Origin of the sequence: Bradyrhizobium sp. WSM2254 (assembly GCF_000472645.1) — a bacterium.
GTDB classification, from domain to species: domain Bacteria; phylum Pseudomonadota; class Alphaproteobacteria; order Rhizobiales; family Xanthobacteraceae; genus Bradyrhizobium; species Bradyrhizobium niftali.
The window spans coordinates 11,384-26,200 of record NZ_AXAB01000043.1 but is presented as its reverse complement, the minus strand read 5'-3'; the positions used below and the strand labels follow the sequence as shown (position 1 = coordinate 26,200).

Here is a 14,817-nt window from a genome sequence, read left to right as displayed (position 1 = left end):
ATAATCATGGGGGCGGCGATGAGGCGGCGTCCGGGACGCGGGTGCCTACTGCTTCGTCGCGGCCGGTTTATCCGTCGGCATGGGCGGGCTCGGCAGTCGCTGCACGATGATACGCGCGGTGCCGGCATTGTTCTTGTAGAACTGCTCATAGGGCCCCTGGACCGCGTCGAGCTTCGTCGGCCGCAACGGTGCCGGCAGCAATGTTGGGTAAATCTGCACGGCGTCGTTGACGTAGAAGAACAGATCGCCGGCGTCGGGCGCGACGAATTCCGCCACCAGCCGTCCCGACAGTTTCTGGTTCTCCCAGATCGTGCGCGCCGTGGCATCCTTCGGCACCGGCTCGAAAGGTCCGAGCTTGCCGACAGCGAGTTTGAGCGGATTGTTGTCGGGAAGTGCCTCGAACTCCTTCGTCTTGTCGAGCCGGGTCGGATACCTGCCCTTGCGCTTGTCCGCATCGTCCTCGAACGGAATGGTCGGATTCATCCGGCGCGGCAATTCGTCGGCCGGCATGACGTTGACGGCCTGCAGCGGAATGTCGCTCATTCCCTTCGTGCCGACGCGTACCACGGGCTGAAACCAGGCGGCGCCGAACTGACGGAGCGTCGGGAGGGCGAGGTAGTGAGGCGTGAAATAGGTCGTGAAGCCGTTTGTGCCGCTCATGATGGTGCGGTCGAACCAGGGATCCTCGATCTCGACCCAGACGCGGTATTTGCGGCCCTTCTCGACCGCGAGGCCGCTCCACCAGCAAAATTCCTCCGTCGCGAAACGGCCGCGCGCATCGACCGGCTCGTCGGGCACGGGCGTCCCTGCCTCCGGCCCGGGCGTCGTGCAGATATTGCCGGTCGCAACGCGCGCCGTGAAGACGCTGGTCGCTCCAATCAGCAGTGCGGAATAGAATATGATGAACAGGAAGGCGCCGGGCAGCACGAACCTGGCGAAAATCCAGCGGGCCGGCCCTGCATTCAGCCGCATCCATCGGGCGAAGCGGAGCAGCTTGCCGGGCTCGTCGACATTCTGCCGGCTTGCCATGCGACGTGGCCTGCTCCAGGCCAGCCGCGCGCGTTCCTGGATGGTGTCGCGCAGCACCGAGTTCCTGCGCCAGATCAGGTACGTGATGGCCAGGACGATCGAGGTGACGAACGGGTAATACAGCGTGATGTCGAGCCACGGCGCGGCATAGGATGGCAGGACGTTCCTGACCAGATTGGCGAGCGGACCCAGCACGCCGCCAACGAGCCAGTCGATGGTGGCGATGACGTGTAACACCACCGTGCCCTGCAGGCCGTGGTCCTTCGACACCCCGATCAGGCTGCGGGCGATCCACGGCCAGATCGCGATCACGCCGACCATGACCAGCAGCGAGAAATAGGCGACGCGCCGCCACCACACGGTGTCGCGCGTGAGCCTGGCCATTTCGGCGCTGGGCGTGCTCATGCGGGTGAAGTCGTCGGCCTCCTTCTCGCGCCGGGGGCCCTTGGCTTTCGCGACATAGGCCTGCTTCATCGCCTCGCGGGTACCGTCCTCAATGAGGTTCAGCTTGCTGCCGTCCGGCATCAGCACCAGCGCGTTCGCCGGCAGCATGATCGGCGCGTAGTCGTCGCAGCCGAACAGCATGCGTTCGATGACGGCGAAGTGCACCACCGGCAGCCCGCCATTGACTTCACCGGCGAGGACCGGGCGTGGTCCGTAACGGTAGAGCACGGCGGCGCCGCTGCGCGAATCGTGCTTCGGTCCGATCGCCGATTGGTATTCCCTGAAGTGCTCGATCTCGCCGTCCTGGAAACGGAGCCTGCCGTCGAGCTGATCGGTCATCCAGACCAGCGGCACGAAGGACAGCGTGGAATCCGGATAGCCGCCGCCGATGTCGGAATGCACGCCCGCGAACCACACCTCCTTGACCGTCTGGTCGGCCGCCAGCTGGCTCTGGTCGATCCGCAGCGGATGGAAGGTGGTACGCTCGTCGTCCAGCGCCAGCGCATGACAGATGTGCTTCACCTTGCGCGAGGGCCGGTGATTGCGAAACGAGATCGGCCAGATCGCCCAGTCGATCGCGACGCGCAGCTCCTCGATCGGGACGCCGAAGGCCTCGACCGTGTCGAACAGTCCCATGAATTCGATGTCGACGTTCTCGCGACCGTTCATCGCCGCCCGGACATCGGCGTAGGAACGGTGCCCGCAGATCGAATGATAGAGATAGAGCAGGAGATCGCGGATGAAGCGCGCGATCCAGATCGTCGGCAGGCTCTTCTTCAATGGCACGGTGTCGCGGCGGTATTCCCGCCACGCGGCCATGGCGTTGCGCTCCATCTCCTCATGCGACACCGGCGTGCCTTCGATCTCCGCCGGCACGAGACCCTGGCTCGCGACCATGGACGCCAGCGTACGCGCGGTGAACGCGCCGCGGCTGAAGCCGAAGATGTAGATCTCGTCGCCCTCGCGCCAGTTCCAGCACAGGAAGCGATAGAGCTTGCGGACGTTGCTGGGCACGCCGATGCCGGTGGCGCCGTCGAGCGCGGCGAGCGGCGCCCAGCCGGCGGTGCCGACACCCTTGATGTAGTGCGAGATCTGATCCGGCTGGGTGTGATCGAGCGCCTCGTAGAGACGCCAGACGCTGGATTCCTGGGTGGTGAACGCGTTGCCCGTGCCATCGGCGAACAGCACCAGCTTGCGTTTGGAGGAGGAGGAGCCGGCCGTCCCGCCGGCATTCATATCGCTATGTGGGTGTTCCGGTCCGACAATATCAGCGTTCCGCTCGCCATCATGATGTGGCATGGGCTTCTCCGGCAATTTCGCGAGGAGCGCTTCAGGCCCGGGCCGCGCAGCGCTCCCCGGATTCAATCAATGATTGCGTCAGAAAATAAGGTGTATTCTGCACACAATCCCGCTGAGGTAGCAAGCGGGAACCTGCACTCTCGCTGCGGTCGGACGCCGCGGAATGACGGTCGCGAAAAGCATTTGGTTGTGCCGGTCGGCGTGCCGGACGGCGAAGGCAAGCGATGTCCGCGGACGCCTCTCCCGACGAACGGGGAGAGGCGGAGCGTTCAGCCTCTACCTGCCATTGCCGCGGCAGCGGCCACCGGGACCGATATGGTAGCCGCGCGGGCAGGCGTGCGCGGCGGGGTTGGCGTAGTTTCGCAGGCAGCCGCCGTAGGGGCCGCGATGCCAGCCGGGGCCGCAGCCGCCGGTGACGGCGATGACGTCGCCATTCGCGCTCGCGCCGAGCGGCGCGAGCGGCATGGCCTGGGCAACGCCCGTGATCGCGCCGAGCGCGACGGCTGCGGCAAACAGGGTGCGCATCATGTCTTGTCCTCCCGGGTGCCGTTGCTTCAATGACCGGCGGCGAATGCGATGCCGGCGCGCACTTCGGCTATCGCCTGGTCGATCAACCCGATGGCCTTCTCGCGATGGCCGCCCTTGTTCGGCTCGGCCTTGCCGAGCTCGGCGCGGGCCGATTGCAGGATCGCGATGGCTTCGTCCATGTGCGGCTGCGCGCCCAGCGCGTAACCGATGCAGAGGCTGGTCGCGATGACGCCGCCGAGCACGAAGCTGCGGGGTAGAGAGGTTCGCATGTCGTTGTCTCCTCCAGCGGGCGTCAGGCTGGGCCCGCCCGGTTGCCCGGATGCAGCCCCCTGTGTGGCGGATGCCGCAACCGCCGCCTGAATAGGGCCCGCCGATGCGGACCGTCTTGGACTGTCCGGCGCCGGCGACGTCACGGCTTGGACTGACCGGCGCAGCTTGATTCACGTTGGCGTGCTGATAGCCTGCGGGCGGCAGCCTTCAGCACGGGTTCATCTCCTGCCTGCGAGGTTCGGCCGGTTTCAAGCACGACGTTTTTCGAAAAAAGTCTTTGTTGGAAGTCCTTTCGATGTCCGTCATCAGGAAAGCGCTCTCCACCGACATGCTCCCGCAGGGCCTGTCCGACCGGCAGCGCTTCATTCGCTTCGCCGAATTGTTCGAGCATTTCTCCAACACCGGCGAGCTGGATCCGGCATCCGACGTGCCGTTTCGCGCCACGATGAACTCGATCCACATCGGCAGCACCATGCTTGGGCGTTGCGACGGCAGCTTCGTCACGGTGCGGCGGGAGAAGCGCCAGGTGATCGAGACCGGCGACGACCGTTTTTGCCTCGCGCGCAATACCGGAGATCTTTCTTCGCAGGTGGTCCATCGCGGCCGCGAGTTCACCATGCGGCCGGGATCGATGGTGCTGCTCAAGCTGGACGAGCCGTTCTTCGCCGCTGACGGCGCGAGCCACAAGCGCTTCACCAATGTGCATCTGCCTGTCGATACGCTGCGGGCGATGGTGCCCGATGCCGACGATCTCGTCGGCTGCGAGCTCGAGCCCGGCGGCGCGCTGTCGCTGGCGATGGACTACAGCGATCTCCTGCTTCGCCATCCCGCGGCCGCCGACGAGGCCGGCATGGCGATCGCCGCCCATTTGCTCGATCTCGCCGCGATCGGTCTCGGCGCCCGCAGCGATATTGCAGCCGCGGCCCGCCGCCGGGGCCTGCGCGCCGTGCGGCTCAAGGCCGTGCTGCCGATTCTGGAAACGCGCTTCCACGAACCGGATTTTTCCGCACAAAAGCTTGCCGCCGCCGCCGGTCTCTCCGAACGCTACGTCAACGAGCTGCTGTTCGAAGCCGGCGCGAGCTTTACCACGCGCCTCAACGAACTGCGCCTGCGCAAGGCCGCCGACCTCCTCGCCCACCGCGAGGGCCGCATCAGCGACATCGCGTTTGCCTGCGGCTTCAACGACCTCTCTTATTTCAACCGCTGCTTCCGCAGGCGGTTCGGGTTGACGCCGACTGCGGCGAGGGGGAAGTGAGGATCGCTCTTCGACGCTACCCGCTCTACAGCCTACAATGTCTCCACCCGCGGCGGCGGATAGCGCCGCGCCAGCGCCGACAAGGGCAGGTGCCGCTCGCCTTCGGGCAGCTCCAGATAGGCCAGCACGAGCGGCCGCTTCCAGTCACCGATGCCGAAATCCATCGCCGTCCATTTCTGCGGCTCGGGGCCTTCGAGGCCCCGGACCCAGACGAAGTAGCGGGGGAGATCGTCGGCGTCGGCTTCCGTCGTGCGTCTCCTGGCCATCAAAGCTGCTCGCTGCAACACCATGTACTGCTGCTGGATATAGGTATCGACTTGGCGAAGTCGAACGCCTCGATGGTCGTTCGTGCCGGCACGCACGCGGCCTGCTGCCGGCACAGAGCGTCGGGGAGGCCGACGCCGGTTGCACGCGGCACTTTCCCGTCACTGCCAGAGCCGACTCTCCGCAACCCGGTTGATGTCGGCGATCCGCCGCTCGGCGTCGGCGTTCAGGTCGATGCTTGCAAGCAGCGTCAGCAGACGGTGATAGGCGCCGTCGGCGACCTCGACCGGCAGCGGGGCTTCGTCAAAGGCCTCGACATAGCTGCCGACGAGACCGCTCAACAGGCGGCACAGGCCGCGCTGGGCGGGATCGTCCCGGCCGAGCGTCTCGAGCTTCTGCTGAAATGTCCGGAAGGTGCGCAAACCGTGGTGCTGCTGCGAGAGCCACGTGTGCAGGTCGTTCATGTGAGCCTCTTCGAGTTACGGAAGAAGCTACCGGTTTATACAGTGCGGATGGGAGGATGGCTAGGGAGGGCAGGCGTTTCGCCGCGATAGTCCGTCTTCGCCAAGAGGCTTCGCCGGACACGCTTCACCTTTCGGTCCTGCGTGGCTGCGCCACGCGAAGCCCGAAGGGCGAAGCGTAGTGCCCCTGGCCGCCAATCGCCTAGTACCATAACCAATTGAATTTGAAATAATTTTCGTCGTTGATTGCTGCCGATACCAACAGGAATACCAGCGAGATGACGCGCGGTGTTAGCTCGCAAAAATAAAACAGAAGGCTCCCCGGCATCAGGCACGCCCCGCGCCATTCCGGTCCCCACGATCGCCCCGGCCGGAATCGAACGCGGCTCTGTCTCGAAATTCCGGCGGGATCGACCTAACGTAATATCGCGAGGTCAAGAGAGGGTCTTGTCATGCGTCATGCGTACCCCACCCCGGCGATGCTGAGCGAGACATTCACATCGTACAGGATGACTTCTGCAGTCGACTCGGTTCCGCTTGGCGCGAGACTGATGCGAAAGCGCTGATCAGCGATCTGCTGGACGTCCAATGACGATGCCATGCTAATGTCCAACAATACTACATTGGACAAGGCCCTGCTGGTCATAGGCTGCGCTACTGGCTCCAGCGGCGACCACTGCGCCCACGCAGCTTGACCGCGTCGACCAAGCCGACTACTTCGGCTCGACGCCGGGTTGCCAATGCGGCGGGACGCGAATCTTGCCGAGGCGAGCCCTGATCACGGGGTCATCAGCTGCAGGATATTTGTCGTGCAGCAGCGGAAGATAATTCGCAGGCTCTGCGCGACGAATGTCGGCGTCCTGCGCCGTCGTGAAGATCTCGGCCAGTTGCCGTGCAACAAACGGCGCCGCGGTGCTGGTGCCCTGCACGAAGGAGCGCGATCCGCTGCGCACGCCCGCGGCGATCGTGCCCGGGAGAGCGCGCGACCGCTCGGACATCGATGAGCAGTCCACATGTCTCCGCAGCCATCCGTGCTCCCGAGAGCCGGCCGAGCTGTAGCGAGACGGACGCGCGTATTTCAGGCTGGAGGCAAGGCCTGCACCGAGCCGATAGCCACCAACGACCAGGGACTTCGCTCCGGTCGCAATGCCATTCAGGCTTCCGAAACGGCGGACGAACGCGCCCGCGGTATCCACCTCGCGAAGATCGCCACGCCGCGTATAGCGGATATTTCGCGGATCGTCGAAATAGCTCTGGCGGCTTCCCGAGCGCAGGCTTTCGGGGTCGGCTGCTCGCTGGACCCAGCAATAGATCGGCTCGTCGATCGGGCGTGCTTCGGCTCCCGGCCTGATCACGACTCTCCATTCGCCGCTCATGACCGGTGGCCGCGAGATATCCTCAGGCTCGGTCGGCGCCAGCACGACGAGCAGACGCCAACGATTGCCTCTGTGCTGGTCGACGCTCACCTGGCCGATAACGGCAAAATCACCCTCATAGAGATCCACCGGTTTGAAGGGATCTCCCGCATCATTCTGCACCGTGTCGTCGATGCTGATCGGAATGGACATGCGCAAGGTGTTGCATGGATCCCAGAGGTCGATGATGTATCCGGCCGGGTCGAAGGATTTTCCGAACCAGAGCTCAAGATAGCTCGGCGTGCGATCATTCGGCTGCAGCCGCCAGCGGACCTCAAGAGGCTCCTCGTCCTCGGACGGTGGAGGAATCACGCCATGCGTGCGCTCAAGGAAAATGTTGCCTGCCGGCAGGACGAGCGCTGTCGGACTTGGCCCGAGCAAAGGGTGCTTATCTGTCGCTTGCCTGCATCGGCGCGCCTCGATCAGCTCGTCGATCGCCGTCTCCAGCTCGATTCCGCCGTCGTGCGGGCCGCCGGAAAACCCGTAACTGAAGTTGACGACAAGGCGCAGGTTCTTCACGCCATATGTTTCCGCGATGATGTCGGCACGATTGAACACATAATGGAAGGCCGACAACATATACATGTCCTTGCCGAAACCAGAGGTGTCGAAGGCGATCGTGTTCGGCAGCTGCACCGCGATGATGCGGATTTCGTCCGGCGGTGTTTCCTTGCGCTCCGCGGCGTATCCGGTGGCAAGATCCATGACGTGCGCGCCGTGCGTGGCATGGCGGGCGAGAAATTGGAATTCTTCCGTGTCGAGGGTAGCGCCCGCCTCCTGATAGAGCGCGTCCTCATCGTGTCCATAGTCTTTGATGAGACGGTCGATTTCTGCGCGACCGTATTCGCGGCCGAACAGAACCGTCTTCTGGCCGTCGAGTTTCTGGACGGACTGCAGCCAGCAAAACTCGACCCGCGTGCGGCCCTCCGCATTGCGGAAATTGCGATGCGCAAACGGCAACCCGTCATCGATGACGGCGACCACCGTGATGCACTTGCCCTCGTCGCAGGGAGGCCTCTCGTGACCGACCGGCGGATCATCGGGGTGATGGGTATCAATCTCGTCGTGCATAGCATCATCTGGCACCGGGAAGGCCATGCGAAATCGGCGCTTCTTGATGTCGAGAATTCCCAGAACCCGCGTCACGAACGGGACCAAGGCCGTTAGCACGGCCAGAAGCAGCGCAATCAGGTCTTTCAAAGATGGAATGTCGTCTTCCTTGTTCTCGATGACGAACGGCAAGAAGGTAAGTTTGGGAGTCCACCAGAGCGTCGGGACCCACCATCTGGGTGTATCGTCCGTCGCGACTGGAACCGTGTTGTGCCTCGGCCCGTCCTGCTTTGGGATTTCGGTCAGGACGGTCAAATACTTCTTCCATTTCCGGACTGCAGGAAAAGCAAACGGCTGGCCGAAACCGAAATTCCAGCGCTCATAGGGGCCGAGATAGTTCTCACCCGGTTCCTCGGAGCTGTTGTTCTTTCTTGCCATTGAGCTGTCCTATCGCTCGAGCGCAAACTCGTCGGTGGTCTTCTCCCAAAGCCACTGGAAAAGCCCGCTCGGACAGACTTCGCACTTCTCCCTCAGTTGCTCGACGCCGTACTCCGAGGCGCCTTCCAGGACTTTGAATTTCTGGATATAGAAATCACCGTCGCTCGCGAGCTCGTCGGCGTTGTAGCTGTAGCCCTGGATTTGCGAACAGCCCTTCGAGGCTTTGTCTTCGGCCGAGCAGTGGATGCATTTTGCGATGATCATATCGCCGATGGTGCGTCCGAGCAGGGCGCCCGCCCAGATGTCGATCGGGAAGTGCATGCCGGCAACGACCCGGTGAATCGAGATTCGCTCGGCCAGCTTGTCCAGAAGAGCCAGGCGCTTATCGACATCCGGATAGTGGGGTACGTAACACACAAGCCGCTTGAGAACCTCCGCGACCGCAAATGCCTCCACCGCGTGCGCGGCTGGAAATGTGCCATGCGCCGGGGTCGGGATGATCGGCATCACTTTGGCGCCGAGCCGGTCGGGGCGGCGGCAGGCGAGCGGATGTTTCACGAGCATCGCCATGTGTGCTGCGATCACCTGCGTGATTGTAATCAGCTCCGTGATGTGGCGGTTCGGCGAGGCCTGCAGGCCGAGGACCATCATGAAATACGGCGTCGGAAAGCCGAGCTGGGTAATGATCTCGGCGGTACGATCTGGCCGTTGGTCGATATAATTATGCACGAGATCGAGTTGTTGCTTGAAACGGTCCATGCTGGGGCGGAACACCCGGTAGAACGGTGCCGCTGGGGATAAATTCCAGTCATTGGGGTCTTTGCGACATCGATAGCCGAGCGTGACGTACCGCTCGTCGGCGTCGTCCGTTCCGTGAATCTTCCAGTCCAAATCGCGGAGGAAATCGGTGAGGTAAACCGACGCGCGGACCCATTCCGCCCATAATTCCAGATTGCCCGGCGCGTTGAACGAGAGCGGCTCGGCTGCCTTGGTGTCCCAATCCCCCGCTACATTGGTAATCGCCTGCTCGGTAATCTGTAGGCCCTGCACCAGCACGGGGTCGTAGACCGGGTCTGCGCCCGCGCCAAGGAAGGCTCCGAGCCCGGTGGCAGTGAGGCCACCCATGCCTCCCATCCCACCCATGCCTCCCATCCCTCCCATGCCTCCCATGCCTCCCATGCCTCCCATGCCGCCCATACCACCCATGCCGCCCATTCCACCCAATGAACTCATGTCCGGTCCCTCAGTTGCCGTTTACGGAATGCCTGCACCCGTCAGCGCGGCGGCCACGCGCCGTCCGAACTCGTGATCGCCTGCCGGATGCTCACGAAGATAGCCGGCGACCGTAAAGCCTGGTTGCCGGCGGAGAATTTCTTGCGCTGTGGCCCTGGCCTCCTGCGCGCGGCCGAGGCAATGCAGCGAGGCGGCCTTGGCCCGCAGCGTCGAGATATGGCGGTCGTGTCGCAACAAGGACTGCTCTGCGAGCTCAAGAGCCTCCGCGTAACGGCCGGCCGCGAACAGCGCCGTTGCGCTCAACGACTCATAGTAATATCGGAACGGATCGATCGGCGAGAGCCGCCGCGCTTTCTCGGCCGCCCCCACCGCCCTGTCTGGCTCGTCGCGGAACGCGTGCAGGGCGCCACTCATGAGCCAAGCCAGCGATTCATTCGGATTGCGCCGCAGCGCTGCGTCGTAACGCTCACTGGCGATGTCCATCCGGCGCAGCAGATTATTGTGGACGAAACCATCTATGGTCAGGGCGAAGGCGCTCTCCGAATTGATGTCGAGCGCGCGCGCCGCACAGTCAACCGCACGCTGCGTGTCCTTCGTGGGGTCCGTGCTCCAGCCATTGAATACGCTGAGCACATGCCACTTGCCGTGCCATGCATGCGCTTCCGCGGCATGCGGCGCGCGCCGGAGCGCCTCTTCGATCAGGTCCCGCGAGCGGGCGAAGGCACGCAGCGACGGACGGTGCATGAGGCCAACGCCGGCAAGCAGCAGGCGATGATCTTCCACCTCGATCAATTCGCGCTCGGATACATGCGTTATCGCGTCGTCCGCGATGGTGCGACCGACCGCAGTCACGATCTCGGACACGCCTTCCGCGGTACGGCCAAGAAAGCTTTCGAACGGTCCGGCGAATTGCCGCGTCCAAAGGATACGGCCGGATACGGCGTCGAGGAAATCAGCGTCAAGCACGATTTCGTTCGCGCCGACACGCAGCGTGCCGACGACGCAATAATCGACGGCGAGGCGCTCGCGGATGGTCGAGATGTCGATCGCGTGAGCATCGAGCGAGCGGCTCGACCAGTGTGAAATCACCGAGATCAGGTTCGAGCGCGACAGCGAGCGGCAGGCTTCCTCGGCGAGCCAGTCGCCGAGCACCGCGTGATCGGTCGTACCGGCAATCGTGCGGAAAGGCAGTACCGCGATGGCTGGCAGCATCGCGGGGGGAGGGGGCTGAGATGCCAGGCTATAGAGTGAGAAGATCTGCTCCGGATTTTGCCGCATCGCGCCGAGCCAGCGATTGAAGCCTTCCTCGCGGATGTTAATGCCTTCAAGCAAGTCGCCGGCCCCCGGCCGTCCGATGAATGACACGCGCGCCAGATCGAGTGTTATGTCGGAGTTCGTGCTGGTCAGAACTTCGGCGAAATGATCGCCCATGATCTGCTTGATGTCGGACAAGGCTCGCCTGAGGCTTTGCCTCCCAGTATCATAGCACGCCGTTCCCCAGAGCGTATCCTGCAGGAAAGGCCGCGTCCGGCGCCCGAATGGCGCAGTCGCGAGCAGCGCGAAGAGCGCCTTGTGCTTGGCGCCGGCGATCTCGAATCCGCCGGACTGCGCGGATCGGACCACGCAGGCTCCAAAGAGGCTAATCTCAATGCGCTTGGTCTCCACCACAATGTTCCTAACGGCGAGACATCTACAACCTGGCAATGCGAACAACTTAACATTGTAGTATTGGGATATCCAAGCGTCTTCACACCTTTTTCACACCGCCGGAAACGACGGCCTGCATTAACCTCTCGCACATGAGCAATTCCGAGGGAGATCGCGACCAGGACGGACACCTGCAAGGCGGGCAAGATGCTCCGCGTGACCTGATCGACTTCTATCGGCGCTGGGACAACTTCCGGCAAGCCGCCGTGCGCTTGGCCGACCGTCCCGACCTCTCGACATTGGAGCGACAAACGATCAGCTGGATGATTTTGCTGGTCGACCGCATCGGCGAACGCGACTTGCCGTGATGGGAGTGATCGACCGAGTCAGGTGTTGAGACGTTATTGAGCGAACGGCGGTCGCGCAATTACTCACACTTAATTCACTCCCTGAATTTGTCGGCCATCAGTTATTCCTGTTCCCAGTGCAACACGCATCTTGATCCGCTCAATTCATTTTGGCGACACTATCGCGCCAGCAGCGGGCCTGATGTTGTCGAGGCGTAACGTTTGGAATGTTGACGATGACGGCATCGACCATAGCCGCGGATCTCGATCGTGTCGCGCCGCAAGCGGCGCCCGCTTCGATCAGCCCGAACATGTCGCGAGCTGGAAGTGGAATAGTTGACGCGTATACGCTTGAGATGCCGACGACATGTGTTACGGCTATGCTCGGCGATCCAGGCATTTGCATTGCGGTGCTTGATGGGCCCGTCGACCTCGCGCACCCATGCTTCGGCGGCGCCACGCTCGAAGTTCTCCCGACCTGGGTGAAAGCTGATCCCACAGGCGCGGCAGCCTCCCACGGTACGCACGTCGCAAGTATCATTTTCGGCCAGCCGGGCACGGCCGTGCCGGGCGTCGCGCCGCGCTGCCGCGGACTCATCATTCCGATCTTTGGTGACGCTCCGGATGGCGGCTTCGTGAACTGCCTGCAGCTCGACCTGGCTCGCGCCATTCTGATGGCGGTCGAACGCGGTGCACACGTCATCAATATCAGTGGAGGCCAGCTCTCGGCCTCCAGTGAGCCCGAGCCGCTGCTTGCTGACGCGATCAACACATGCGCGCAGCGGAATATTCTCATCGTCGCTGCGGCCGGCAATGACGGCTGCGAATGCCTGCACCTGCCGGCCGCTGCCCAATCGGTGCTTTCAGTCGGTGCCGTTGACGCGCTTGGTGCCCCGATCGCGTCAAGCAACTGGGGAGGCGTGTACGAAACGCAGGGTATCGTCGCGCTGGGCGAGAAGGTTCTCGGTGCCGTGCCAGGCGGAGGCACGTCGGAAAAGAGTGGCACCAGTTTCGCGACGCCGATCGTGTCCGGCTTTGCGGGCGCGCTGTTGGGCCTTCAGGTCAAGGCAAACCGCACACCTGACCCGCACCAGGTCCGCGCGGTGCTTTTGGAAACCGCTTTGCAATGCGTCCCGCAAGCCAACGCAGACCACCGCCGGTGTCTCGCGGGCCGCCTCAACATTCGTAAGGCCATCACTGTCATCCAGGGAGACAGCAATATGACAAGTGTTAGCGTCAACCCGTCGAGCGAAGCCGTCGTTACCATTGAGGACGAGCGGCATTTGCCGTTGTCGCCGATCATTCGGCCAGCAATTCAACCTGCCGCCGAGCCCACGGTCCATCCGTCGGAGGCAAGGGCGAGCGTGCTCGCCGAGTCACGGGATAGCATGAGCATCGCGCCGTCGTGCGGAGACAATGGTAAGTGCAATTGCCAGTCGAAAGGAAGTTGTAACTGTGGCGGCGGACAGAAGCCGGCTCTCGTCTACGCGCTTGGCACGCTCGGTTATGACTTCGGGTCCGAGGCGCGCCGGGATGCGTTCATTCAGGCAATGCCGTCGGACGCCAACAATCCGTTCGTCGCGCAGCAATTGCTGACCTATTTGTCAGCCAATCCGTACGAGGCGCCCTCGCTGATCTGGACGCTCAATCTGGATGCGACTCCGATTTATGCGATCGTGCCTGCCGGCCCATACGCGGCGAACGGCTACGAACGATTGCGCGAAGCGCTCGCCGGTCAAGTGGGCCAGGGCGTCGAACTCATATCGATTCCGGGGGTGATTGGCGGCAGCGTTCGCTTGCAGTCGGGCCAGGTCGTTCCGGCCATCGTGCCGGCGTTGCGTGGCTTCTACTACTGGTCCACGAAGCCGCTGGTCGCCAACGTGCTCGGGCCGCGGCCAAAAGCTGCGGAGGCACAGGGCGCATACGATCGCCAATCGTCTGGCTTGTCTGATTTTCTCAATCGCGTCTATTACGACTTGCGCAATCTGGGTCTTACGTCCGAGGAGCGAGCACTCAACTATTCGGCGGTGAACGCCGTACAGGTTGCGGATGTTGTACGCAGCGCGACGCGCGACGAGTTCGATCTTGACCGCATCGACGTCAGAAAGAGCCCGGTCTGTCGCCCCGACTCTGATTGCTACGACGTCGAGCTGCTGTTCTTCAATCCGAACAACACAAACACTGCCAACCGGGTGTTCCGCTTTACGGTCGATGTGAGCGACGTCATTCCGGTGACGATCGGCACCGTACGCGCGTGGACCAGACGCTGAACGATCTCGAACGAGTCTTCGCCAATTGATCGCCACCGAGGAGAATTATCATGAGACTTCCAGTCCAATCTGCCGCCGTTGACCGCAATCCACATGTCGGTCGTTTGCTGACAGGTGTCGAGCCATCCGACTGTTCGCTTCTCAAGAAAATCGCCTGCGGCGGTGCGATCCTTGCTTGCGGCGCCGTTTGCGTCGGCAGCCTGGGGACGGCGTGCGTAGAGTGCCTCGCCGGGATCGGAGCATCTGGCTGCATCGATTGCTTCTAGAGCGGCAGCCCCTAGGACGCCGTTCTCTGGCGCAGCGCGTCGGCGAACGACTGGATCGCTGTGGCGGGGGCGGTCCCAGGTTGTCCCGTTCGGGGCAACCAGAGCTCACGGCCGTCACCCCGCCGCGGCCAATTCAAGGAGACAATCATGCGACTTCCAACACAGGCAGCGCCTGTCCGACGAGGCGTCAGCATTACCCCGGTGACGGGCACTGTCGCCGCGTCGAGCATTGCCTGCCATCTTTGCGACCTCTTGCCTGAGCCGGCACGGTCGCTCTGCAGGGCGGCGGTATGCTGAGCCGGCGGGGCTGAGAGGGCCAGCATTCACTTGCGATGACTGGCACTGTCAGCACGAACAGGAGGCCGGAAGAGATTCCGGTCTCCACGAGCAGCAAGCTCAAGACCTCGCGGCATTCAAGCCCTTTTGCGAATTGCCGCTGTTCTCGTGAACTCAATGTTTGAAGGAGGAATGAAATGAGACTTCCAACCCAGGCGAAACCAATTTCGCGTCAGCAGAGCCAAACTCGCATTGACCGCGGCGTGCAGCCGTCGGGATGCTGCGCGCAGGTTTGCTTACCCGTCGTTGGTTGCCACTGCGTGGC

The 14,817-nt window shown here is 63.0% G+C and carries 12 protein-coding genes; 3 read left to right on the top strand and 9 right to left on the bottom strand.

The annotated features are described in order from the left end of the window. Nucleotides 1-45: 45 nt before the first annotated feature. The 3 genes from A3M7_RS0128365 to A3M7_RS0128355 all read right to left on the bottom strand — a co-directional run bounded on the left by A3M7_RS0128365 (nucleotide 46) and on the right by A3M7_RS0128355 (nucleotide 3,569). Nucleotides 46-2,772, bottom strand: a complete 2,727-nt coding sequence (locus A3M7_RS0128365) for a DUF2235 domain-containing protein (protein ID WP_027546959.1) — start codon at nucleotides 2,770-2,772, stop codon at nucleotides 46-48. A gap of 276 nt (nucleotides 2,773-3,048) precedes the next feature. Continuing rightward, nucleotides 3,049-3,300 (bottom strand): GCG_CRPN prefix-to-repeats domain-containing protein, encoded by a 252-nt coding sequence (locus A3M7_RS0128360; protein ID WP_156936997.1) that lies wholly within the window; start codon nucleotides 3,298-3,300, stop codon nucleotides 3,049-3,051. A gap of 26 nt (nucleotides 3,301-3,326) precedes the next feature. Further along, on the bottom strand, nucleotides 3,327-3,569 hold the full coding sequence (locus tag A3M7_RS0128355) for a hypothetical protein (protein WP_049823732.1): 243 nt from the start codon (nucleotides 3,567-3,569) through the stop codon (nucleotides 3,327-3,329). Nucleotides 3,570-3,865: 296 nt separating this feature from the next. Here A3M7_RS0128355 and A3M7_RS0128350 point away from each other — a divergent pair, with 296 nt between their 5' ends. Then, on the top strand, nucleotides 3,866-4,825 hold the full coding sequence (locus tag A3M7_RS0128350; protein WP_027546956.1) for an AraC family transcriptional regulator: 960 nt from the start codon (nucleotides 3,866-3,868) through the stop codon (nucleotides 4,823-4,825). 32 nt (nucleotides 4,826-4,857) lie between these two features. Here the strand turns inward: A3M7_RS0128350 and A3M7_RS0128345 are convergent, their stop codons facing one another. The 6 genes from A3M7_RS0128345 to A3M7_RS0128320 all read right to left on the bottom strand — a co-directional run bounded on the left by A3M7_RS0128345 (nucleotide 4,858) and on the right by A3M7_RS0128320 (nucleotide 11,351). Next, complete coding sequence (locus A3M7_RS0128345; RefSeq protein WP_025575772.1) at nucleotides 4,858-5,091, bottom strand: hypothetical protein; 234 nt, start codon at nucleotides 5,089-5,091, stop codon at nucleotides 4,858-4,860. A gap of 159 nt (nucleotides 5,092-5,250) precedes the next feature. Further along, entirely contained in the window at nucleotides 5,251-5,553 is a 303-nt protein-coding gene (locus tag A3M7_RS0128340) for a hypothetical protein (protein ID WP_027546955.1), read from the bottom strand. 454 nt (nucleotides 5,554-6,007) lie between these two features. Further along, the gene (locus A3M7_RS45055) at nucleotides 6,008-6,151 is read right to left on the bottom strand and encodes a hypothetical protein (protein ID WP_156936996.1); all 144 of its coding nucleotides are present in this window, start codon (nucleotides 6,149-6,151) and stop codon (nucleotides 6,008-6,010) included. Nucleotides 6,152-6,263: 112 nt separating this feature from the next. Next, entirely contained in the window at nucleotides 6,264-8,453 is a 2,190-nt protein-coding gene (locus tag A3M7_RS0128330) for a hypothetical protein (protein ID WP_027546954.1), read from the bottom strand. A gap of 9 nt (nucleotides 8,454-8,462) precedes the next feature. Continuing rightward, on the bottom strand, nucleotides 8,463-9,686 hold the full coding sequence (locus A3M7_RS0128325; RefSeq protein WP_027546953.1) for a phosphatase PAP2 family protein: 1,224 nt from the start codon (nucleotides 9,684-9,686) through the stop codon (nucleotides 8,463-8,465). Nucleotides 9,687-9,707: 21 nt separating this feature from the next. Continuing rightward, a complete protein-coding gene (locus A3M7_RS0128320; RefSeq protein ID WP_245284338.1) occupies nucleotides 9,708-11,351 on the bottom strand; it encodes a hypothetical protein in 1,644 nt (547 codons plus the stop codon). Nucleotides 11,352-11,485: 134 nt separating this feature from the next. On the opposite strand from A3M7_RS0128320, the gene A3M7_RS0128315 reads away from it, so the two are divergent. Together A3M7_RS0128315 and A3M7_RS0128310 are read left to right on the top strand one after the other, a co-directional pair. After that, entirely contained in the window at nucleotides 11,486-11,701 is a 216-nt protein-coding gene (locus A3M7_RS0128315; RefSeq protein WP_027546951.1) for a hypothetical protein, read from the top strand. Nucleotides 11,702-11,916: 215 nt separating this feature from the next. Further along, nucleotides 11,917-13,950: a PatA/PatG family cyanobactin maturation protease gene (locus tag A3M7_RS0128310; protein ID WP_198033821.1), complete on the top strand. Its 2,034-nt coding sequence runs from the start codon at nucleotides 11,917-11,919 to the stop codon at nucleotides 13,948-13,950. Nucleotides 13,951-14,817 lie beyond the last annotated feature (867 nt).